This is a genomic window from Streptomyces sp. NBC_01306, from assembly GCF_026340465.1.
Taxonomy (GTDB): Bacteria; Actinomycetota; Actinomycetes; order Streptomycetales; family Streptomycetaceae; genus Streptomyces.
Genome location: NZ_JAPEPC010000001.1, coordinates 4,459,797 through 4,482,409, shown reverse-complemented (window position 1 = coordinate 4,482,409; position 22,613 = coordinate 4,459,797). Strand labels below are relative to the sequence as shown.

At 70.3% G+C, this 22,613-nt stretch carries 14 protein-coding genes; 3 read left to right on the top strand and 11 right to left on the bottom strand.

The annotated features are described in order from the left end of the window. Nucleotides 1–34 precede the first annotated feature (34 nt). The 5 genes from OG385_RS19805 to galT all read right to left on the bottom strand — a co-directional run bounded on the left by OG385_RS19805 (nt 35) and on the right by galT (nt 11,367). Entirely contained in the window at nt 35–3,559 is a 3,525-nt protein-coding gene (locus OG385_RS19805; protein WP_266856161.1) for a hypothetical protein, read from the bottom strand. Then, a complete protein-coding gene (locus tag OG385_RS19800) occupies nt 3,556–7,782 on the bottom strand; it encodes a hypothetical protein (protein WP_266856159.1) in 4,227 nt (1,408 codons plus the stop codon). Before OG385_RS19800 ends, OG385_RS19805 begins: the two co-directional genes overlap by 4 nt. A 343-nt stretch (nt 7,783–8,125) precedes the next feature. Then, the gene (gene galK, locus OG385_RS19795) at nt 8,126–9,256 is read right to left on the bottom strand and encodes a galactokinase (RefSeq protein ID WP_266856157.1); all 1,131 of its coding nucleotides are present in this window, start codon (nt 9,254–9,256) and stop codon (nt 8,126–8,128) included. A 3-nt stretch (nt 9,257–9,259) separates the two neighbouring features. Further along, a complete protein-coding gene (gene galE / locus OG385_RS19790; protein ID WP_266856155.1) occupies nt 9,260–10,285 on the bottom strand; it encodes a UDP-glucose 4-epimerase GalE in 1,026 nt (341 codons plus the stop codon). Further along, entirely contained in the window at nt 10,282–11,367 is a 1,086-nt protein-coding gene (gene galT / locus OG385_RS19785) for a galactose-1-phosphate uridylyltransferase (protein ID WP_266856153.1), read from the bottom strand. The genes galE and galT overlap by 4 nt, the downstream gene beginning before the upstream one ends. Nucleotides 11,368–11,586: 219 nt before the next feature. Here galT and OG385_RS19780 point away from each other — a divergent pair, with 219 nt between their 5' ends. Beyond that, nucleotides 11,587–13,257: a sodium:solute symporter family protein gene (locus tag OG385_RS19780; protein WP_266856152.1), complete on the top strand. Its 1,671-nt coding sequence runs from the start codon at nt 11,587–11,589 to the stop codon at nt 13,255–13,257. A gap of 15 nt (nt 13,258–13,272) precedes the next feature. Next, on the top strand, nt 13,273–13,569 hold the full coding sequence (locus tag OG385_RS19775) for a hypothetical protein (RefSeq protein WP_266856151.1): 297 nt from the start codon (nt 13,273–13,275) through the stop codon (nt 13,567–13,569). Between the two features lie 51 nt (nt 13,570–13,620). On the opposite strand, the gene OG385_RS19770 is transcribed toward OG385_RS19775, so the two are convergent. The 4 genes from OG385_RS19770 to OG385_RS19755 form a co-directional block, all read right to left on the bottom strand. Continuing rightward, nucleotides 13,621–14,331: a response regulator transcription factor gene (locus OG385_RS19770; protein WP_266856149.1), complete on the bottom strand. Its 711-nt coding sequence runs from the start codon at nt 14,329–14,331 to the stop codon at nt 13,621–13,623. A gap of 210 nt (nt 14,332–14,541) precedes the next feature. After that, nucleotides 14,542–16,437: a PQQ-binding-like beta-propeller repeat protein gene (locus OG385_RS19765; RefSeq protein WP_266856147.1), complete on the bottom strand. Its 1,896-nt coding sequence runs from the start codon at nt 16,435–16,437 to the stop codon at nt 14,542–14,544. A 43-nt stretch (nt 16,438–16,480) separates the two neighbouring features. Next, nucleotides 16,481–18,337 (bottom strand): PQQ-binding-like beta-propeller repeat protein, encoded by a 1,857-nt coding sequence (locus OG385_RS19760; RefSeq protein WP_266856145.1) that lies wholly within the window; start codon nt 18,335–18,337, stop codon nt 16,481–16,483. Nucleotides 18,338–18,567: 230 nt separating this feature from the next. Then, the gene (locus OG385_RS19755) at nt 18,568–20,376 is read right to left on the bottom strand and encodes an ABC-F family ATP-binding cassette domain-containing protein (RefSeq protein WP_266856143.1); all 1,809 of its coding nucleotides are present in this window, start codon (nt 20,374–20,376) and stop codon (nt 18,568–18,570) included. Between OG385_RS19755 and OG385_RS19750 the strand changes: the two genes are divergently transcribed. Next, on the top strand, nt 20,339–20,587 hold the full coding sequence (locus OG385_RS19750; protein WP_323183804.1) for a type II toxin-antitoxin system YoeB family toxin: 249 nt from the start codon (nt 20,339–20,341) through the stop codon (nt 20,585–20,587). The genes OG385_RS19755 and OG385_RS19750 overlap by 38 nt on opposite strands. Nucleotides 20,588–20,699: 112 nt before the next feature. On the opposite strand, the gene OG385_RS19745 is transcribed toward OG385_RS19750, so the two are convergent. Then, nucleotides 20,700–21,662 (bottom strand): 4-(cytidine 5'-diphospho)-2-C-methyl-D-erythritol kinase, encoded by a 963-nt coding sequence (locus tag OG385_RS19745; protein WP_266856139.1) that lies wholly within the window; start codon nt 21,660–21,662, stop codon nt 20,700–20,702. Further along, nucleotides 21,659–22,606, bottom strand: coding sequence for a 16S rRNA (adenine(1518)-N(6)/adenine(1519)-N(6))-dimethyltransferase RsmA (gene rsmA / locus OG385_RS19740; protein ID WP_266856137.1), 948 nt, complete (start codon nt 22,604–22,606; stop codon nt 21,659–21,661). Before rsmA ends, OG385_RS19745 begins: the two co-directional genes overlap by 4 nt. Nucleotides 22,607–22,613 lie beyond the last annotated feature (7 nt).

Below are 22,613 nucleotides of genomic sequence, written 5' to 3'. Positions count from 1 at the left end.
CTCCTGGTGTCCGAGGGTCAGACGTTCACAAGGGTCAGACGTTCACGGGAAGGGGGATGGCGTCCACGAAGACCGTGCGTTCGGTCAGTTCGACGGAGACGTCGATGTCCGTGCGGTCGGCGGGAATGCTCTCCACCTCGCGTACGACCACCCGCAGCCGCCCGGCCCCCGGCGCGCGCGAGGGCGTCCCGGTCTGCGGACCGGCAGGCACGGGGGGCAGCGGCGTGAGTGTCTCGTTCAGTGTTCCCTCGACCTGGCATCCCTGGACGCGCGTCCAGGCCGGCAGGCCCGCCGTACCGGGGTCCGCCGCCAGCGAGGTGAGCTGGACGGAGTCAGCTCCCGCGCCCGGTTGCTCGGTGTACGCCTCCAGCGTGGCGATGACCCGGTTGGCTGCAGGGCCTTGGGGAGCGAGGCCCGAGAGCGTCACCAGGACTCCGTCGGGGCCGCGTTCGAGCCGCAGGGTCCGGTCGGGCAGGAGCTGCACCAGGGACGTGCGCACCACCGTGGACAGCTCCAGCCCCGCCAGGCTCTCCTCCTGGTAGCGGGCCAGGGCCAGTTGCACGAACGGGCTGTACGAGGCCGCGGCCACTCCCGGCAGGACCACATCGCTGAACCAGTGCCCGCCTTCCTCCGCCACCGGGAACCCCACCACGTCCACGTCGAGGTCGGGCCGGCCGGCGGGGTGGACACTCCTGGCCCCGGCTGCCTGTGTGACGCACGACGAGGTCCGCACGATCCCGGACGGTCCCGGCGTGGACCACAGCGGATCTCTGGCCGTGCAGGTCAGCAACTCCGGGACCGTCAGCACGGGATCGCCGGCGCCGGCCGCGTCGGGGCACACGACCAGGGCGAGCCGTTCGCCCTCCCCGGTCGTGAACCAGGGGCGGGCGAGCTCGACCCGCAGCCTGTCTCCGAGCCTGGTCCGTTCGACCACGTCCCATTGGTCGGGCACCTCACCTTGCCACAGGAAAGCGGGGCGCACCGAGAGGACCTGGGGCGGTACCGGCCGGGCCGAACTCGGCACACTCACCGGCCCCAGGGTCTGCGTCCTGACGAAGGCGTCGTCGGGTTCCTCAGCCGCGAAGAACTGCCGGAACCTGGTGACGGCGGTCATGGTGTAGCTCACCCGCCGGTGTCGCGTGTCGCCGAACTCGTGCCTGATCGTGGCGAGTTCGGAGTCACGACGGCCGATCGCCAGCGAGGGGAGCCCCTGGGACACCTGCTGCGGGGCGGTGCTGTCGTTCACCTCCTGCCAGGAGGCGACGATGTCGAGCTGTGCTGTGCTCCCCGCATCGAGGGAGAGCAGCGGCGCCTGGTCGTGTGCCAGCACGGCGAAGGGATCTCCTTCGTTGCGTACGGGGACGAGGTCGCCGTCCGGCGCCTGCAGCGGATGCCGTACCGCGTGGACCAGGGTCACGACATGGGGTGGGGTGACCATCGGGTGGCGGCCGTTGAGGACCGCCGATTCGGGCGAATCGTGGTCGCCGGGCGGATCCGGGACCGACGAGTCGGAGAGCCAGTTCTTGATCACGAAGTTGTCGAGGTCCTGCAGCTTCAGGTACGAGGCCAGCTCGACGGTGACCTGTCGTCCGGGGGCCAGGGCCAGCAAACCATCGTCATTGGCCCAGCGCAGTTCAGGATCGCTGCCGGCGGCGCCCGGGACCAAGCGGAGTGACTTGGCGGCGAAGTCCGGCCATATGCCGTTCCAGTCCCTCGTGTCCGTCATCTGGTCGTCCTGCCCGGTGGGCTGTTCGCGTACGAAGTACACGGCCACGCCGGCGGCGAGCGGTTCCGGCAGTCCCGTGCCGTCCGCCTGCACGGCCCGCTGCACCAGGCCCGTCGTCTCCTCGTCCGATCCGTCGAGTCTGCCGTGCTGCTCGGCCAGATCGACGGTGGTGCGCGGTGGCAGGAGCGTGCGTTCGGCATTGTCCACGTAGGAGGTCGCTCCGAGATCACTGCGGATGACCAACTGGTCGATGCTGCCTCCGGGGCCCAGCGCGTCCGGGTGGACGACCGGCTTCCCGTCCGCCCCGGTGACCACGAGGCCGTCGGGGGGTGGAATCTGCGGTGCCGAGAGCGGCTCATGGCGGGCGTACGGCGTCAAGTCACTGAAGCAGCGGTCTGCGGCGGGGTCATCGTGTTCCAGACCGCCCCCGGCGATGTCGGCGACGCGCAGCCGCACGCTGTACGACGTGTTGAAGCGCAACTCCGGCAGCGACCCCGGCACGGGTTCGAACTGCCATGAGAAGTCGAAGGGAAGGGCCGGTGCGGGGTTCGGGGCCGGGGGCAGGGGTGCGCCCAGGGCCGGGCGCGGCACCGCCAGGCTCCAGCCGCTCCAGCGGCTGACGACCTCGTCGGCGCGCAGCTCGCCGGTGCGCTCGTCGCGGATGGCGGCGTTGGCCTTCACATGCCCTTCCTCAAGTTGCTGCGGACCGATCGGGTTCTTGTTGAGGAAGTACGTTGCGTTCCGCCGGCACAGTGACAGCGAGTCACCGGCCCCATGGAGCCTGACGTCCATCCGGTATCCGAGCACCAGGTCGTCCGCGGTCAACGGGGGCCCGTCGCTGAGGTCGTCGCGCGCCGCGTTGGCCCGCGCCGCGTCGGAGCGCGCGGCGAAGTGCTCGGCCCGGTCGCGCCGCATGAGCAGCAGCCCCGCCGATCGCAGGGCGGGAAGCGTCGCGTCGTTGGCCGGCGGGGTCTGCCCGTCCGTCCTGTCCGTTGCGTAGGTGCGTGCGGCGTCCCGCAGCCGGCTCACGGCACCGTCGATGTCCACGGTGGCCACCTGCCAACGCGGATTCCCGGCCGGGTCCTTCACGTCCAGGTCGACCAGGCCTGAGCTGATCGTCGCGGTCGACGCGGGCAGGAACAGTCCGCTGTCGAGTTCGTAGGCCGTCCACGGCGAGACCACCTCGGGAGCGATCGTCGAGGCGGGCCAACGGACCCGGACGGCGCCCGGGGCGGTCGGGGTGGCGGGCGGCAGGCCCTTGTCGCCGGTGCCGACGGTGAGTTCCGCGATCAGGCCGAGCTCGCGCAGGACGGCCGGGTGCTCGCGCAGCATGGCGACGGCGCGGTGGAAGTCCACGTCGCTCCGCCCCGTGCGCGGCGGCGGCGAAGGAGCTCCGTCCGAGGCGACCCCGTCGGGGGAGCCGGCGTGCCAGGACGCCAGTTGGTCGTGGACGACGTCGGGTGTGGCGACGGCCTTGGCGGAAGTGGCATACGTCTTCCGGATGTTGTCGTGCTGCACCGTGGAGGGTTCGACGGTGGGCGGGTCATAGGTCGGCGGCTGCTGCCAGCCCCGTACGTCGACGGCACTGAAGAACTGCTGCCACACGTCCGAACTGCCGCTGCTCACCAGCGTGTACGGCACCTCACTGCCGCTGCCGTCGGGCTGGCGCACCTCCACCGAGAGCTCCGCGTGGCCCAGCACCGCCGGCCAGTCCGCCAGCCCGTTGTCCTTGAGCGTGCCCTCGGTCAGCTGCGGGACGATCAGGATGCGCAGGGTGGCCTGCCCGCCGGTGACCGCACCGCCGGGCACCGCGATCCACAGCAGTCGACTCATGGGGTCCTCCGGTCGGTGAGTGCGTCCGTCGGGGTGGGGGCGAAGGCGGCTCGATAGGCCGTCCACGAAGCGGCCAGAGATGCCGGATCGGCGTCCTCCGCGTTCGGCGCGTCCGCGGCACGTGCCTGCGTCGGCGGCTCGGTGAACGCTCCGCCCGGCGGGCGCAGCTCTCCGGGCTCGCCGGCCACGGGCCTGGACGGTGGCAGGGGAGGCGGGGCGGGGTGCGCGGCGTTCGGATCACCTGCGAGGACCCACACCCCGCTGTCCAGCTCCACCGAGTCGGAGTACAGGGTGAGATCGATGTCGATCACGAGGGTGGCCCGGCCGGACAGCACGTTGGTGGTGTCGTCGTAGGCCAGTGTCACCACCAGTTCCACGGACACGGAGATCAGGCCCAGCACCTCGACTGTTCCACCAATGCGGAAGAACCCGCTCAACTTGGCCTCTCCGTCGGCCAACTCGTAGCGCACACCCCCCATCGCGTGCACCTCGCCCCGGGCGACGCCGAAGTCCACGCCGACGGCCGCCCCGAAGTCCAGCGACGCCTCCAGCCTCCGCAGCCCCGACTTGTCCATCTCCAGCTCGACGTAGCCGCCCCCGCCGAAGGCCAACACGCTCAAGGTGAACGGGTGCTCGCGGCTGGCGAAGCCCAGCATCACCGAGACGGGCCGCCCGTCGAAGGGCACGAGAACCGCGGCCCGGAAAACCATCCCGTCCATCACGAAGACACCCGTCTCCACCGGAGGTACGGGGAGTTGGTAGCTCGCGACGATGTCCGTCCCGGTGACTCGGATGTCCGGACCGGCCTTGCCGAGGTCCACGGCTTCCTGGAGCTTCTGCAGGAGCAGGAGTTGGCCCTCGAAGGCGGCGGTCACGTGGTTCACGGCCAGGTCGGGTGCCTTCCCCGCGACCTGGCTGTACTTCAGCTCTCCGAAGTGCAGCGTGAGCAGCGCAGCCGCGCCCGGGGGCATCTCCAGGTCGAAGTCCGTCACGTCGCACGTGGTCGTGACGCTGTCCGCCGAACGCTCCACGGTGAGTTCCAGTGTCGACTGGGGTCCGCCTTTGAACGGGGGCTTGTCCTGCAGCGTGAGGTCGCCCCAGGTCATCTTGGTCGTCGGTGGCGTGTGGGTGAGGTCCGAGAGGATCTGTGGAGGACCAGTCAGTCCCGAGACCACGTCCCGCAGGTCGAACCCGAGCAGGGTGGCGCCGTCCGCGAGGACGTCCTTGGGGTCGGATGTGGTCAGCCCGGCCAGCTGGACGGGCCCGTGCTTGCGGGAGATTCCGTCGGCGACCAGATCGGGCGTCACCAGTCCGCCCGAGCGGTCGGCGACGCCCGAGAACGTGATCGGCAGTGTGCCTCCGGCCACCTCCAGCACGGCGTCCACCGCATCGCTTCCCTGCGCCAGGTAGTCCTTGGAGTAGGACAGGGCGGTGTCCTTCGCGTACTGCGCCAGGACCGCCGGAGGCTGGGGCGCGTCGCCCATGATGGTGCGCAGGGCGGGCATGCCGACGCGGACGCCCCAGGCCTGGGCGGCGGCGGTTTCCGTAGCCGTCGTCGCGGCCGGCGGCAGCGCGTAGGGGTCGGGATCCGGCGTCCCGAGCCGGGGCCGGAAGGTGTCCTCGACGGGGTCCGGAACGCCGGCGATGTGGAGGGCGTGAACCTCGTGCAGGTCCCCCGGGGCCGGTGTGGCGGCGCCGATGAGGTCGACCGTGACGCCGGGGAGTTCGACGATGCCCTGGAGGGAGTTCTCGTAGGCACGGATCACCTCGCACTGTGCGGAGAAGTCCCGCAACGAGGTGAACGCCGGGTACCCCGATCCCCGGGGGAACCGCACATCGGCGTAGAAGACCAGTGGCAGTTCGAAGTGCACCTCTCCGGCGGCGCCTTGGCACCGGACGGGGAAGCGTATGGGCTCGCTCTCGTCGCCGGTCTGCCTGAGCGGCCAGAAGTACAGCGGCACGGGACGCGTTGCCGGGTGCTGCTCAGCAGCCTGGATCTCCGCGTTGAGCTGGTCGGTCGTGACGATCTGGCTGAGGTAGTCGGCCGCGTCGCTGCTGCCGGGCGCCATGTCCTCGGCTGTCGGCGTGCCCGGCTGCCAGCCCATGTCCCCGCCGTAGATCCGTGCCTTGAGAGTCCTCATCTTGTAGTCCGCCTGCGCGAGTTCCTGCTCCAGTTCTTCGACGTCGGAGGCCGTGCGGTCGACGGTGTGCCAGTCGGCTTCGAGGTCCGTGAACCGCAGGGTGGTGATCTCCACGTCGGAGAAAGGGAACGCGCGGGCGGCCTGGGGATCGCTGGGGGCGTGTCTGACCGGCTCGGTGACGGTGAGGATCTGCTGCGTGACCAGCTCGGCGGGCATACCGGAGCCGGGGTCCACGACGCGGCGGGTGATCCGCTCGTACTGGGCGCGATGCCCCAGCGGGAACAGCACGCCATGCTGCACGGTACGGACCACTTCGTCGCGGCCGAGCACCGCTTCGTGGTCCCAGCCGAAGGTTTCCCACTGCTGGTGGACCGTCAAAGAGCCGCCGAGAGAGCTCAACTCCAGCCGCTGCGTTGCCGCGGGGTCGCCCTGCTGTGCGATGGTCAGCCGCTCCGCGACCGACAGGGGCGCCGTGAACTCGTCGGTGTGGGACGCGAGTTCGACGTCGAGGGGGCGCAGGGCGAGCCCCGCGTCCGAACCGTCGTCGGCCCGGCCGACCGCCAGCAGGCGGCTGCGCCAGAGCCCGACGGCGCCGACGTCGGTGGCGACAGGTTGCGAGCGGTGGTCGGATACGACGCCTGCCGCGCTGTCGCGGCTCTCCGGCGCCGACAGCAGCCGCCACGGCAGTTCGACGGCCGAGTCGTCGGGCGTCCACTGGCCGTCCGAGCGGGCCAGCGCGGTGCACACATCGAGCACCCGCTCGGCTGTGGGGGTGACGACGGTGCCGGCCGGCACCGAGAACGCCAGCTGGCTGGGCCCTGCCAGGCGCCCCTCGCTGAGGTCCTGGGGGCCGCCGATCGCAGGCCAGGTCTGTTCGCCGATGTGCTGGGGCGGAAAGGTGAGCACCAGCCGTGCGTTGTCATCCATGGAAACGAGTTCGGTTCCGCCGCCTGTGCGGCTCGCCTGCTGCTGGAACCCGGAGAACCGCACTCCCAGAATGACCAGGTCATCGGGCCGCACCAGAAGGAACTGAGCATCGGGTAGCCGAGGCCCCGGGGGAGGCGGGCGCGCCGGCAGGAGTGAGGCATCCAGCTGCTCCGAACCCCAGGTGACCGCGTCCGATGACCACCAGTGCAGCAGCGGGCCCGCAGCCGAGCGGGCGAAGACGTCGAGCCGGTCCGGGCCCCACGACACCACGCTGGGACATCCCAGGATCTGGTCCGAGCCGAGACGCTCCGGCCCCTCCCACACCTGCGAACCGGAGTTGAAGCGCCAGTGCACCGGGAACCCGTCCGTGTCACGGGCGAAGACGTCGACGTGCTCCGGCACGCGGGTCACGGCGACCGGGTCGCAGGCAAGTTGGCCTGCGGCGTTGTTCTCCGGCCCGAACCACCGTCCGCCGTTCCAGCCCCAGTGCACCCACCGTCCGTCCGGCTGACGCCCGATGATGTCGAGGCGCTCCGGTCCGAAGGACGCGACAGCCGGCGCTCCCGCCAGCTGCCCTCCCATGTCGACCGGAGCGGTCCACGCCTGCGCGTCGTCGGTCACCAGACCGGAGAAGGTGGAGCGCTGCAGTTTCCCGGAGTCGCCGGGGTAGAACACGTCGAGCAGGTTGGGGGTGCGCGAGACCGCGCCGAGTTCTGCTCCGACGCCCACGATGTCGGCCCTGTGCGACCGGGTGCCCGGCGAGAAGCTCCAATGCCGCAACGCACCCTCGACCGAGGCGGAGAACAGCTCGTAGCGGTCCGTCGTAATCGGCAGGACCACCGGATCGTGACTGACCCAGCTGACTTCGATCTCCTCAGGCTCCCAGAAACCCTCGGCTGAGGTACGGCTGTAGAGGCCGTGGTTCAGGTCGTTGTCCAGCTCGGTGACGAACAGGTGCAGGGAGTCGGGCCGCAGCGCCATGCCGACCGGAGCTGACAGCAGGCGACCGCCCATGTTCTCGAACTGCCAACTGCCCTGGGCGTACTGCCAGTGGTGGAGGGAGGCGTCGTCCGCCCGGTAGAAGACATCGAGCAGTTGGTCACCCCCCGACAGGGCCGTGGTGTTGGCAAGTCTGACGTCGGAGGGTGTGCTCACAGCTCCTCCTCGCACTTATGTGCGGCATCGGGATGGAGGGAGGGTCGGCTTGTGTCCCCGCGCAGCGGCGAAAAGCCGGTGCGCGGGGTGCGTGCCCCGTTACGGTGCGGCGAGATCGGAGCCCGCGGCGTCGTCGTCGGCGACGCACGGCGACGCGTGCCGTCCCGGCCTTGAGATTCCCCCGTCACCCGCGCTTCCGGTCTCACCCCACCATTGCACCGGGGGGCGCGGCCCGCATCTGGGTGGGGTTGCCGCGCCGGGCGGCATGCGCCGGCCCGTGGTGAAGGCGCCGCCGTTGACGTGGACCGGGAGGAATACGGCTTCTCAGCTCGACAGGCTTACCTCAGGACAGCCGGCGCGCACCCGCCGATGCCGTGGCCGTGAAGATCCGCGGCTCCGTGTGCCCGGCCGCGGCGAACGCCTCGGTCACCGCCTTGGCCACCGCCTCCGCGTGCACCTCCTCGACGAGCACGATCGCCGAACCGCCGAACCCGCCGCCGGTCATCCGCGCACCCAGCGCGCCGCCCGCGTTCGCCGATGCCACCACCAGGTCCAGCTCGTCGCAGGAGACCAGCAGGTCGTCGCGGAGTGAGGCGTGGCCGTCGGTGAGGATCGGCCCGACGCCGCGTACGTCGCCCGCGTCGAGCAGCGCGACCGTACGCGCCACCCGGTGGTTGTCCGATACGACATGGCGGACGTAACCGCGCACCTTCGGATCGGAGAGCTTCGCCAGCGCGTCGGCCAGCTGCTCGTACGGCACGTCGCGCAGCGCGGGGACGCCCAGGATCCGGGCGCCCTCCTCGCAGCCCGCGCGCCGTTCCGCGTACGCGCCGTCGCCCAGGGCGTGCTTGACCCTGGTGTCCACGACGAGCAGCCGCAGCCCCTGCGCCGCCAGGTCGAAGGGGACCTGGCGGACCGAGTGGTCCCGGCAGTCGAGGTGCAGCGCGTGGCCCTCGGCGCAGCAGGCCGACGCCGTCTGGTCCATGACGCCGCAGGGCACCCCGACGAAGGCGTTCTCGGCGCGCTGCGCGATCAGCGCCAACTGGCCGCAGTCCAGGCCCAGTTCGTACAGGTCGTTGAGGGCGAGCGCGGTGACGACCTCCAGGGCCGCGGACGAGGAGAGTCCGGCGCCGGTGGGGACCGTGGAGCTGAGGTGGATGTCGGCGCCCGTCACCGGGTGGCCCGCCTCGCGCAGCGCCCAGACGATGCCCGCCGGGTAGGCCGCCCAGCTGGTGTTGGTGAGCGGTTCGAGTTCGTCGGTGCGGAGCTGGACGATGCCGCCCTCGATGTCCGCCGAGTACAGCCGCAGTACGCCGTCGGTGCGCCGGGAGACCTGGGCGACGGCGGTGTGCGGCAGGGCGAGCGGCATGACGAAGCCGTCGTTGAAGTCGGTGTACTCACCGATGAGGTTGACGCGACCGGGCGCGGCCCAGGTGCCCTCGGGGGCACCGCCGTACAGCTCCTCGAAACTCATTCCTCAGCAACTCCCCTGGGGTCGGACAACACTGTCGGACAACACTGTCTGAGCGGATGTGCGGGTGTTCTGCGCGGTGTTCTGCGCGAAGGCCCAGGCGTCGGAGACGATCCCGGCCAGGTCGGAGCGCGAGGGGGTCCAGCCGAGCCGCTCGCGTGCGGTGTCGGCGGAGGCGACGAGCGTGGCCGGGTCGCCCGCGCGGCGGCCCGCGGCCCGCTCGGGGACGGGGTGGCCGGTGACCTTGCGTACGGTCTCGATGACCTCGCGGACCGAGAACCCGCTGCCGTTGCCGAGGTTGCAGATCAGGTGCTCGCCCGCGGTGGCCGCGTCCAGGGCGAGCAGGTGCGCCTCCGCGAGGTCGGCGACATGGATGTAGTCGCGGACGCAGGTGCCGTCCGGGGTGGGGTAGTCGTCGCCGTACACCGAGATGGCGTCCCGGCTGCCCTGGGCGACCTGGAGCACCAGCGGGATGAGGTGCGACTCGGGGTCGTGGCGCTCGCCGTACGTCTTGTAGGCGCCCGCGACGTTGAAGTACCGGAGGCTGGCCGCGGCCAGGCCGTGCGCCGCGCACTCACCGCTGATCATGTGGTCGACGGCGAGCTTGGTCGCGCCGTACGGGTTGGTCGGCGCTGTGGGGGCGCTCTCCCTGATCGGTACGGTGTCGGGCTCGCCGTAGGTCGCGGCCGTGGAGGAGAACACCAGGGTGCGGACGCCGGCGGACCGCATCGCGGCGAGCAGCGCGGTGGTGCCGCCGACGTTGTTCAGCCAGTACTTCTCGGGGTTGACGACCGACTCGCCGACCTGCGAGGACGCGGCGAAGTGCAGCACCCCGTCGTACGAGGAGTCGAGCCACCGGGCGGCGTCCTGGATGCGGCCCTCGATGAACGCGGCGCCCTCGGGGACGGACACCCGGAAGCCGGTGGAGAGGTCGTCGAGCACGGTCACCTCATGACCGGCCTCCAGGAGATGGGCGGCCACGACACTGCCGACGTATCCCGCGCCACCGGTGACCAGATACTTCTTGCTCACTTGCTCGCTACCTCTCGCAGTCGCTCGGCCGCGGTCTCCGGCGGCACGTCATTCACGAAGACGTTCATGCCCGACTCGGAACCCGCGAGGAACTTCAGCTTGCCCGAAGTGCGGCGAATGGTGAAAAGCTCAAGATGCAGGGCGAATTCGTCCCGGTTAATGCCGTATCCCTCCAGCTCACCGAAGGGCGCCTGGTGGATGGCGGAGATGTACGGCGTCGGAGGCTCACCCGCCCCTCCCTTCCCGCCGCCCGGCCCGTCGAAGATCCGGTCGAAGCGCCTCAACAGTTCCAGATACATCTGTGGAAACTCTGTGCGCGCCTCGTCGCCGAGGAAGCGCAGGTCGGGGACGCGCTGCTTCGGGTAGAGGTGCACCTCGTACGGCCAGTGCGCGGCGTACGGGACGAACGCGACCCAGTGTTCACCTTCCAGCACCACCCGGGAGCCGTCGGCCACTTCGCGTGCCACGGTCTCATCGAAGAGGTTCCGGCCGCCGCTGCTCTCCTGGAACGCGTCGGCGGAGCGCAGCATCAACGCGGTGCGCGGGGTGACGAAGGGATAGCCGTAGATCTGGCCGTGCGGGTGGCCGAGGGTCACGCCGATCTCGGCGCCGCGGTTCTCGAAGCAGAACACCTGCTTGACCGCAGGGAGTTCGGCAAGCTCCGCGGTCCTGTCGGTCCAGGCCTCCAGGACCAGGGCGGCCTGTTCGGGGGTGAGGTCGGCGAAGGAGGCGTCGTGGTCGGAGGTGAAGCAGACGACCTCGCAGCGGCCCGAGTCCCCGGCGAGCGAGGGGAAGCGGTTCTCGAAGACGGCGACGTCGTACTCCGAGTCCGGGATCTCGCTGAGCCGTCCGTCGCGCGAGGGGCAGAGCGGGCACTCGTCGGCCGGCGGGTGGTAGGTGCGTTCCTGGCGATGCGAGGAGATGGCGACCGCGTCGCCGAGCAGCGGGTCGGTGCGGATCTCGGACGCGGTGGCGACAGGGCCGAGGGGGCGCCGGTCCACGGCGTCGCGGACCACGTCGTCCCGGCCGTCGTAGTAGAGCAGCTCACGACCGTCGGCGAGACGGGTCGATGTCTTCTTCACTCTGGCGCTCCTCGCCCACTGCTACCTACCCAAACAGAACCGCACACAACAAACCACAAGTCAACAGAACAGTCAATGGAGCGGGAGCAAGCGCTTTCATCAGGACATACCAACCAGCCCGATCACAATCAAACAAAGAACACCAGCCAAGTGTTCATTTTTTGAACACGGGAGCGTAGGTTCCGCAGCGGAAAAGTTCTGGCAACGAAGCGAGTACTCATGCAATACCTGGCTGCCGGACTCCGGCTCCCCACGAACGGGCTCGACTACACGATTCTGGCGATCTACTTCATCGTGGTCCTGGGCATCGGATTCGCCGCCAGAGCGAGCGTGAAGACGAGCCTGGACTTCTTCCTGTCGGGCCGTTCACTGCCCGCCTGGGTCACCGGCCTGGCCTTTGTCGCCGCCAACCTCGGCGCCACCGAGATCCTCGGCATGGCGGCGACCGGCGCGCAGTACGGTGTGGCCGTCGTCCACTGGTACTGGATCGGCGCCATCCCCGCCATGGTCTTCCTCGGCCTGGTGATGATGCCCTTCTACTACAAGTCGAAGGTGCGCTCCGTACCGGAGTTCCTGCTGCACCGCTTCGACAAGTCGGCGCACCTGCTGAGCTCCATACTCTTCGCCTTCTCGGCGATCCTCATCGCGGGCGTGAACCTCTACGCCCTGTCGATCGTCGTGGAGGCGCTCCTGGGCTGGCCGCAGTGGGTCGCGATCGTCGTCGCCGGCCTCTTCGTCCTCGTCTACATCACCATCGGCGGGCTCTCGTCGGCGATCTACAACGAAGTGCTCCAGTTCTTCGTCATCCTCGCCGCGCTGATACCGCTCACCATCCTCGGCCTCAAGCGGGTCGGCGGCTGGGACGGCCTCTCCAACACCCTCACCAAGAGCCACGGCCATGACTTCATGACCGCCTGGGGCGGCACCTCGATCGGCCACGCGAACCCGCTCGGCGCGAACTGGCTGACGATCATCCTGGGCCTGGGCTTCGTGCTCTCCTTCGGCTACTGGACGACGAACTTCGCCGAGGTGCAGCGCGCGCTCTCCGCGAAGAACCTCTCGGCCGCCCAGCGCACCCCGCTGATCGCCGCCTTCCCGAAGATGTTCATCGTCTTCCTCGTGATGATCCCCGGCCTGGTCGCCGCCGTCATCGCCCCGAAGATCGGCACCCCCGGCTCGGACCTCACGTACAACGACGCGATCCCGCTGCTGATGCAGGAACTGCTGCCCAACGGTGTGCTCGGCATCGCGGTGACCGGTCTGCTGGCCGCCTTCATGGCCGGTATGGCCGCCAACGTCTCCTCGTTCAACACCGTCTTCACGACGGACATCTGGGCGCGGTACGTGAAGAAGGACAAGCCCGACGCGTACTACCTGCGCTTCGGACGGATGATCACGGCGGTCGGTGTGCTGGCCTCCATCGGCACGGCCTTCATCGCCGCCAGCTTCTCCAACATCATGAGCTACCTCCAGACGCTCTTCTCCTTCTTCAACGTCCCGCTGTTCGTGGTCTTCATCATCGGTATGTTCTGGAAGCGCGCCTCGATGAAGTCCGGTGTGTGGGGCCTGCTCGCCGGTACCAGCGCCGCGATGATCAACTACTTCTGGATCTACAAGCAGGGCATCATCGACATCCCGACCGACCAGGGCGCCAACTTTGTCTCGGCGATCGTCGGCTTCGTCGCCGGTGCGGTCGTCATGGTGCTCGTCACGCTCTTCACCGCACCCAAGCCGGTGGCCGAACTGGCCGGTCTGGTATACGGAACGGAGTCGCCGGACGCGCCGGAGGTGCCGGCCGAGGGCGACGACGCCTGGTACCGCAAGCCGGCCCTGCTCGGCTGGGGCGCGATCGTCCTCGCGGCCCTCTGCTACCTGCCCTACTCGCTCTGATCGGAGGCACCCACCATGTCTGAAATGCAGAACGAAGTCTCCGAACTGGAGCAGAAGTCCGCGACGGCGGCCCGCCTCTTCGACATCCGGCGCATCATCGGCGGACTGTTCGTGGTCTACGGGATCATCGTGACGATCGCCGGGTTCACCGCGTCCGACGCGGATCTGAAGAAGGCCCAGGGGATCAACATCAACCTCTGGACCGGGCTCGCGATGCTCGCACTCGGCCTGTTCTTCCTGGTCTGGCTGTGGCTGCGCCCGGTGGCGCCGCCCACGCCGGATGCCACACCGGCCGAGCAGAAGACGCCGTAGGCCACGGGCCGTTGCGGGAGATCCCGCAACGGCCTTCCGAGGGGCCGGACTTCACTCCCGTGGGTCCGGCCCCTTCGGCATCCCGGTCAGCAGCCCCCGCGCCGCCGCGTGGTCGAGCAGCCCGGTGCGGGCCGCGAGCGCGGCCGCCTCAAGGCGGGAGCCGACGCCGAGCTTCACCAGGACCCGCTGCACATGCGTACGGGCGGTGCTCGGCGCGATACACATCCCGGCGGCGATCAGCCGGGTGTCCTCGCCCTCCGCGATCCGGGCCAGTACCTCGGCCTCGCGCGGGGTGAGCAGACCCAGCAGCCGCTGCCCCTCGTCGTCGGGCTGCGCCACCGGGTTGAGCAGCTCGGTGAAGACGGCCTGCAGCAGCTGCGGCGCGACCGCGGTCTCCCCCGCGCACGCCTGCGCCATGGCCCGCTCGACCCCCTCGATGCGCTCGTCGTGGCGTACGTAGCCGGAGGCGCCCGCGGCGAACGCGGCGGCGATACCGGGTGAGTTGGGCACCGGACCCAGCACCACCACGGCCACCTGCGGCCGTTCCTTCCTGATCCGCGCGACCGGGTCGAACACCCCTGGCTCGGCGGGCGCGGCCGTCCCGAACAGGCAGACGTCGGGCGCCCGGCTCACCACGAGGTCGGCCGCGCCCCCGGTGGGCGCGGCCGCTGCGAGCACCCGGTGCCCGCGGAGTCTCAGCGCCGAGGCGAGTGCCTCGGCGAGCAGTCGGTGGTCGTCGACCACCATCAACCGCACGCCCATGGAGCAGTCCCCCCTGTTCCCCCGCCGGGAGCGGGCCCGGCTTTCCTGCCCCGGCAAGTTACACGCTTGTCCGGTGCCGCGCGCCCCGGACGGGCATAGTGCGAGGGTCTGTTGCCGCCGGAAGGCGCCCGGCGCACGACGATGGGGGCGCCGCCCGTCACCGGGTGGCGCCCCCATCGGGTGTCCGGGAAGAGCCCCGGGCCGCTGCGGTCAGCTGGTGCCGAACGCGATGGCCAGGTAGTGCTTCTCCGAGTCGGACGTGTAGTCGCTGAGTGTGTCGTCGGCCAGATAGAGCCGGCCGTCGGTGAACCGGATCTCCGCGCTGTCCGCCAGGAAGCTGGACTCGGCCCCGCGGACCGACTCCTGGCCCGGGTTGCTCATCAGCAGCGTCTGCTTGAGGGTGGAGCCGTTGATCGAGACGACCTGGCCGCCCTTGTTGTACGGACCCGTCTTGTACGCGATGACGTTGGAGCCGTCCATCCGTACGGGGTAGGCCGAGTAGCCCGCGCCCGCGTCGGCACGCCCCGGGACCGGCTTGCCGGTGGCCAGGTCGAAGGCGACGATCTCGTTGGTCTGGCCGATCGCGTCGCCGACGCCGTCGTGCTGCTCCGTCGGCACGTACAGCCGGTCGTCGCCGACGACCAGGTCGTTGCACTGCTCGACCGTGGTGCTGTCGCACTTGCCGGCGTACTTGTCCGCGTCGGCCGGAATCCGGGCACGCAGCTTGCCGGTCTTCGCGTCGATGGAGAAGTAGTCCGAGATGCCGCTGCCGTCGCCCGCGGTGTCACCGACGTCGGCGGCCACGACCAGCGGGTCGGTGGAGACGATATGGGCGTACTCGACACCCGACGGCATCTTGTACGAGGAGATCGGCGCGCCGGTCTTCGGGTTCAGGTTCTGAACGCTGACCTGCGGGCTGTCGTAGTCGCCGCACTTGCGGACGGCGACCAGGGTGGTGGCGCCGCCGCCGTATCCGGCGTCCTCGCACTGGTCGGTGCTGACCTTGGGCAGCCAGCGCACCTCGCCCTTCTCCAGGCCCCAGGCGGCGCCGCCGTTGGTGCTGCCGGTGGCGACGGTGTCGCCGCCGAGGGTGACCTCGTCGACGCTGACCTTGCCGTCGCCGTCCTTGTACGACTTCTGCCAGAGGAGCTTGCCGCTGTCGAGGTCGAGCGCGGCGACCTCCGAGCAGCCCCAGAACTGCTTGGCCTTCGTCGGCACCTTCGGCTGGAAGGCGATGGCCGTCTTGTCGTCCTTGCTGACGTGGCTCGTCGCGGCGCAGAGCGGGCCCGGCAGCGGAAGCTTCCAGACCTGGCTGCCCGTGACCGCGTCATAGCCGTAGACCGCGTTGACGCCGGACTTCACGTACAGCTTGTCGGTGGTCCAGGAGCCGTTGACGCCGGTGACGTCGCTGACCTTCGGGGCCGGCATCTGGAAGAGCACCTTGGAGTTGGTGTTCGCGGGCACCTTCTCCTTGCCGCCCGCGCCCTTGGCGGTGTCCCCGCCGTTCTTGTCGCCGCCGCCCGTCGGGCCCGCGCTCGACACGTTGGGCTCCTTGTCGCCCTTGCTGGACGAGTAGACGAAGCCCGCACCGACGATCAGCACGATCGCGACGACCGCGGCCGTGATGATCTTCGCGTCGATGCCGAACTTCCCGCCCGCGCCGCCTCCCAGGCTGCCGCGCTGCGGCGGCATGGGCTGCGTCGCGTACTGCTGCTGCGCCGGTACGCCGGGCTGCTGCTGTTGCGGGAAGCCGTACGCGGGGCCGGGCTGCTGCTGCGGATAGCCGTAGCCGGGCTGGGCGGGCTGCTGCGGATGCGGGTAGCCGTACACCGGGCCGCCCTGCGGGGGACCCGCCTGCGGCGGACCGGCGGGCGGGCCACCGGGCGGCGGGGACTGCGGTGCCGGCGGCATCTGCGGTGCCTGGGGCGGCATCTGCGGCGGGACCGAAGGGGCGCTGCCGGGCGGGGTGTTGCCGGGCGGGTTGTTGGGGGGCGGGGTCGGGGCGCCGTATCCGCCTGCCGGGGACTGCTTGGACGCGCCGTACCCTCCCTGCGGCGGTCCGTTGGGTGGCTGAGGCGGCTGTGGTGGCTGTGGTGGCTGAGTCATCGTTATGCCTTCGCTGAGGGGGAGTTGGGGATCCGGGGACAGCTCACTTGCCGAAGACCAGCATCGTCTTCTCGGTGGTGTCGCCCTTCTTGCCCCTGACCTGGCCCGACATCAGGAAGAACCGGCCGTCCCGGTAGTCGACCAGCTTCGAGAAGAAGGAGTTCTCGATGGTGGACGTCGACTCCGGGTTCTGGAGGAGCACACTCGCCTTGCCGCCCGTCGACGGGATGCTGACGACCGCGCCGCCCCCGTCGTACGAGGGCTCCTTGTACGCGATGAGGTTGGAGCCGTCCATCCGCAGCGGCAGCATCGTACGGTCGCTGCCCGAGGGGACCCGCCACTTCTCCTTGCCGGTGTTCAGGTCGAACGCGACCACGTCGTTCGCGCCGCTCTTCACCTCGGTCGGCAGATACAGCGTGTTGGCGTCGGCCGCCGTGCCGACACAGCCCTGGAGGTCACGGTCGATGATCGACAGACCGCACTCGGGCTGGAAGCTGTCCTTCGTGGTCAGCTGGGAGCGCCGGGTTCCGTTGCTCTTGAGGACGGAGATGTTCCAGGACTTCTTCTTCTCGTTGGTCGAGTAGATGACCAGCGGGTCGAGCGAGTAGACCTTCTTGACCTGCCAGCCCGCGGGGAGCGGGAACGTCCACTTGGACTTGCCGGTCGACGGGTCGAGCTCCTGCACCTGCTCGGTCGCGTCCGGCTGGCTGTTCTTGGTGCACGACTCGACCGCGATCAGCTTGGCGCCGCCCGCGAACGCGTCGGGCTGGCACGCGCCCTGCATGCTCCCGAAGATCTTGTGCCCGTCGCTGACCGAGAAGGCGCTGGAGGGCCCCATCCGGCTGGCGGTCACGGTGTCGCCCGCGATCGTCAGCTCCAGGGAGCTCATGATGTCGAAGGCGCCCTCCTTCGGGATGGGCTTCTTCCAGCCGGGCTTGCCCGTCTTCAGGTTGATGACCTGCATCTGGTTGCAGTCGGCCCTGTCGGTGTCGTTGCTCTTGTACGCGATGACGATCTTGCCGTCGGGAGTGGTCTGGCGGGGCGCCGCGCAGATCGCGTGCGGCGTCGGCACGCTCCACTTCTCCTTGCCGTCGTTCACCCCGTACGCGGTGACCTTCTTGTACATCGCGCGGACGACGACATCGCCGGAGAACCACATGCCGTAGTTCTGGGCGCCGTCCTGCGGCAGCGCGACGTCGTTGGTCTGGAGCCAGAGGACCTTGTCCTCGCCGGGCTTGCGTCCGGCGTTGAGGTTGTCGTCGCCGGAGCGCCCGTCGCCGTTTCCGTCGCCCTGGTCGACGCTCGGGGACACGGACGGCTTGCCGTCCGTGTTCTTGCTGTCGCTCGCGACCGGCTTCTTGTCGCCGCCGTCACCACCGCCGACGGCGAAGAAGACACCGGCACCGACGACGAGCAGCGCCGCGACAGCCGCGCCGATGATGACGCCGGGCTTGCCCTTGAAGGGGTTCTTGCCCCCGCCCTGCGGCGGGACCGGCGCACCCGGGTACTGCTGCTGCGGGTAGCCGTAGGGGCCCTGCTGCTGGCCGTACGGGCCCTGCGGCGGCTGCTGTCCGTACGGACCGGGCTGCTGGGGCTGGCCGTACGGGCCGGGCTGCTGGGGCTGGCCGTACGGGCCGGGCTGCTGCGGCTGCCCGTAAGGGCCGGACTGCGGCTGCTGGGGGGCCTGCTGGGGATATCCGTAACCGGGCTGCGGCCCGGACGGCGGTCCCTGCGGCTGGCCCTGCGGCGGTGTGGACGGCTGCCCCGGCGGCGCCTGGGGCGGCGGCGGCATCTGCGGCGGCTGGGCGGGCGGCGGCGGAGCGCCGAAACCACCCGGTGGAGGGTCCTGCGGGGCCCCGAAACCGCCCTGCGGCGGCTGCTGGTCGGGCGGCTGAGTCATCAGCACATACCTCTTTACGCGGGGTCCACTGCCCGACCGGCCTCCCCCGCAATTCCGGCAGCCATGGCCGTCGGAATGGAGCGAATCGGGTGTGGATCCCACACATCAACGTCAGTCGAGCGGGAGTTCTTTCTATCACCCGAAGAACGGCGTGAGAGGGCCCGGTCCGCCCCTGTGCCCAAGGGAGAACCGGGCTGTAATGCCTCCGTTACGCGGCCCGCGCGGCGGACCTACGCGTCTTCGGCGAGCTCCAGCCAGCGCATCTCCAACTCTTCGCGCTGACCGGCCAGTTCCCTCAGCTCGGCGTCCAGTTCGGCCACTTTCCCGAAGTCCGTGGCGTTCTCGGTGATCTGTGCGTGCAGCTTGCTCTCCCGGTCGGAGAACTTGTCCAGCTGCCGCTCGATCTTCTGGAGTTCCTTCTTCGCGGCGCGGCCGTCCTTGGCGGACACCGCACCGGGGGCCTCCTTGGCCACGGCCTGCACGGCGGCCGGGGTCTGGGCGTCGACCACCTGCCGGCGGCGCTCCAGATACTCGTCGACACCGCGCGGCAGCATCCGCAGGCTCGCGTCGCCGAGCAGTGCGAAGACGCGGTCCGTGGTGCGTTCGATGAAGAACCGGTCGTGCGAGATCACGATCATCGAGCCCGGCCAGCCGTCGAGGAGGTCCTCCAGCTGGGTCAGGGTCTCGATGTCCAGGTCGTTCGTCGGTTCGTCGAGGAACAGGACGTTGGGCTCGTCCATCAGCAGCCGCAGAATCTGCAGGCGCCGCCGCTCACCGCCGGACAGGTCGCCGACCGGCGTCCACTGCTTCTCCTTGGAGAAACCGAACTGCTCGCAGAGCTGACCCGCGGTCATCTCGCGGCCCTTGCCGAGGTCGACCCGGTCCCGTACCTGCTGCACCGCCTCAAGCACCCGCAGGGTGGGCTTGAGTTCGGCGACCTCCTGCGAGAGGTAGGCGAGCTTAACGGTCTTCCCGACGACGACCTTCCCGGCGGCGGGCTGGGCGTCGCCCTGGGTACGGGCCGCCTCCGCCAGCGCCCGCAGCAGCGAGGTCTTGCCCGCGCCGTTGACCCCGACCAGGCCGATCCGGTCGCCGGGACCGAGCTGCCAGGTCAGATGCTGGAGCAGCAGCTTGTCGCCGGCCCGGACGGTGACGTCCTCCAGCTCGAAGACGGTCTTGCCGAGCCGCGCGTTGGCGAACTTCATCAGCTCGGAGGTGTCGCGCGGCGGCGGCACGTCGGCGATCAGTTCGTTGGCGGCCTCGATGCGGTAGCGGGGCTTGGACGTACGGGCGGGGGCGCCGCGCCGCAGCCAGGCCAGCTCCTTGCGCATCAGGTTCTGCCGCTTGGACTCCTCGGTGGCCGCGATGCGTTCGCGCTCGGCGCGCGCGAAGACGTAGTCGCTGTAGCCGCCCTCGTACTCGTGGACCGCGCCGCGCTGGACGTCCCACATCCGGGTGCACACCTGGTCCAGGAACCAGCGGTCGTGGGTGACGACGACGAGCGCGGAGCGGCGGGCGCGGAGGTGTCCCGCGAGCCAGGAGATGCCCTCGACGTCGAGGTGGTTGGTGGGCTCGTCGAGCACGATCAGGTCCTGCTCGGCGATGAGCAGCTTCGCCAGCGCGATCCGGCGGCGCTCACCGCCGGAGAGCGGGGCGATGACGGTGTCCAGGCCCTGGGCGAATCCGGGCAGGTCGAGCCCGCCGAACAGGCCGGTCAGCACGTCCCTGATCTTGGCGTTGCCCGCCCACTCGTGGTCGGCGAGGTCACCGATGACCTCGTGCCGGACGGTGGCCTGCGGGTCGAGGGAGTCGTGCTGGGTGAGGACACCGCTGCGCAGGCCGCCGTTGTGGGTGACCCGCCCGCTGTCGGGCTCCTCAAGACGGGCGAGCATCCGGATGAGGGTCGTCTTGCCGTCTCCGTTGCGGCCGACGACGCCGATACGGTCGCCCTCGGAGACGCCGAGTGAGACACCGTCCAGCAGGGCACGGGTGCCGTAGACCTTGCTGACGGCCTCGACATTGACGAGGTTGACGGCCATTGACGCTCCTGGGACGGGGGTAGATCGATCTCCCAGGGTACGGCGCCGCGGGCGGGCTCTTTGCGACACCTCCTCGTCCCCGGGCCGGGCACGATCCGGTCGTGCTGGTGGCCCTGGTCGAGTACGAGTCGCTGAAGAGCACCGGCTGATCTACAAGGTGGTCGACGACGAGGTCAGGATCGGCGCCTGCCGCTACCACTACGGGCGCTGACCGGCCTCTTCAGATCGGGAGCCAGGGCGGTCTCCGGTCGCTTCCGCCCCCCTCTGTCGCTTCCATCCCCCTCTGTCGCTTCCGTCCCCCTGCGGAGCCGGTTCCGGGCGGCTCAGAGGACCGTCGCCCCCGCCACCCCCGACGCCGCGACCCGCGCCGACCTGCACGTCCCCGACTCCAGGAGCTCCGCCGCGATCCGCTCCGCCGCGTCCGCGTCCTTCGCCAGGAACGCCGTCGTCGGGCCGGAGCCGGAGACCAGTGCGGCCAGTGCGCCGGCCGCCGTGCCCGCTGCGAGTGTGTCCGCCAGGGACGGGCGCAGGGAGAGCGCCGCCGGCTGGAGGTCGTTGGACAGGGCGCCCGCCAGGGCCACCGTGTCGCCGGTGCGCAGCGCGTCGATCAGCGCCGGTGACGCCTGCGGCGGGCCGGCGTCCGGGGTGAGGCGGTCGAACTCGCGGAAGACCGTCGGGGTGGAGAGCCCTCCGTCGGCCATCGCGAACACCCAGTGGAACGCGCCGCCCACCTCCAGGGGCGTCAGCCGCTCGCCCCGGCCGGTGCCGAGCGCCGCTCCGCCGACCAGGCTGAAGGGCACATCACTGCCCAACTCGGCGCACATGCCGAGGAGTTCGTCGCGCGAGGCGCCCGTGGACCAGAGGGCGTCACAGGCCAGCAGGGCGCCCGCGCCGTCCGCGCTGCCGCCCGCCATGCCGCCCGCGACGGGGATGTCCTTGTCGATGTGAATGTGCACACGGGGCTCGATACCGCGCCGGGCCGCGAGCACTTCGGCCGCCCGCGCCGCCAGGTTCGTACGGTCCAGCGGGACCAGGTCGGCGCCGGGGCCGGTGCAGGTGATGCGCAAGGTGTCGGCCGGGGCGACGGTGACCTCGTCGTAGAGCGACACCGCGAGGAAGACATTGGCCAGATCGTGGAAGCCGTCGGGGCGCGCGCCGCCCACCGCGAGCTGGACGTTGACCTTGGCGGGGACGCGGACGGTGACGCCCGCGGTACTCCCCGTACTGCTGTGGGCCGTACCGCCGTGGACCGTACCTTCGTGGCCCGTACCTTCGTGGACCGTCATGCCGTGCCCTCCGCGGTCGGCTTGTCCTGCGCGGCCGGCTTGCCCTGCGCGGTCGGCTTGCCCTCCGCGATCCGGGCGAACTCCTCCACCGTCAGCGACTCCCCGCGCGCCTGCGGCGAGATCCCGGCGGCGACCAGCGCGGCCTCGGCAGCCGGCGCCGACCCCGCCCAGCCGGCCAGCGCGGCACGGAGGGTCTTGCGGCGCTGTGCGAACGCCGCGTCGACGACCGCGAAGACCTCTTCCTTGGTGGCCGTGGTCGCGACCGGTTCGGTGCGCCGGACCATCGACACCAGGCCCGAGTCGACGTTCGGTGCGGGCCAGAACACATTGCGGCCGATGGATCCGGCCCGCTTGACGTGCGCGTACCAGTTGGCCTTGACCGAGGGCACCCCGTACACCTTGCTGCCGGGTTCGGCCGCGAGCCGGTCGGCGACCTCCGCCTGGACCATCACCAGCGTCCGCTCGATCGAGGGGAACCGGGCCAGCATCGTCAGCAGGACCGGGACCGCCACGTTGTACGGGAGGTTCGCGACCAGCGCCGTGGGCGGCGGGCCGGGGAGTTCGGTGACCTGCATCGCGTCGGAGTGGACGAGCGTGAAACGGTCGGCGCGGGCGGGCAGCCTGGCCTCGACCGTCGCGGGCAGCGCACCCGCCAGCACGTCGTCGATCTCGACGGCGACCAGCCGGTCGGCCGCTTCGAGGAGTGCCAGGGTCAGCGAGCCGAGGCCGGGTCCGACCTCCACGACCACGTCGTCCCTGGTCACCTCGGCGGTCCGGACGATCCTGCGCACGGTGTTGGCGTCGATGACGAAGTTCTGGCCGCGCTGCTTGGTCGGGCGTACGCCGAGCGCGGTGGCCAGTTCACGGATGTCGGCGGGGCCCAGCAGGGCGTCGGAGACTTCGGAGGCCGCGGGTTCGGATACCTCGGGTTCAGTGCTGCTCACCCGTCAA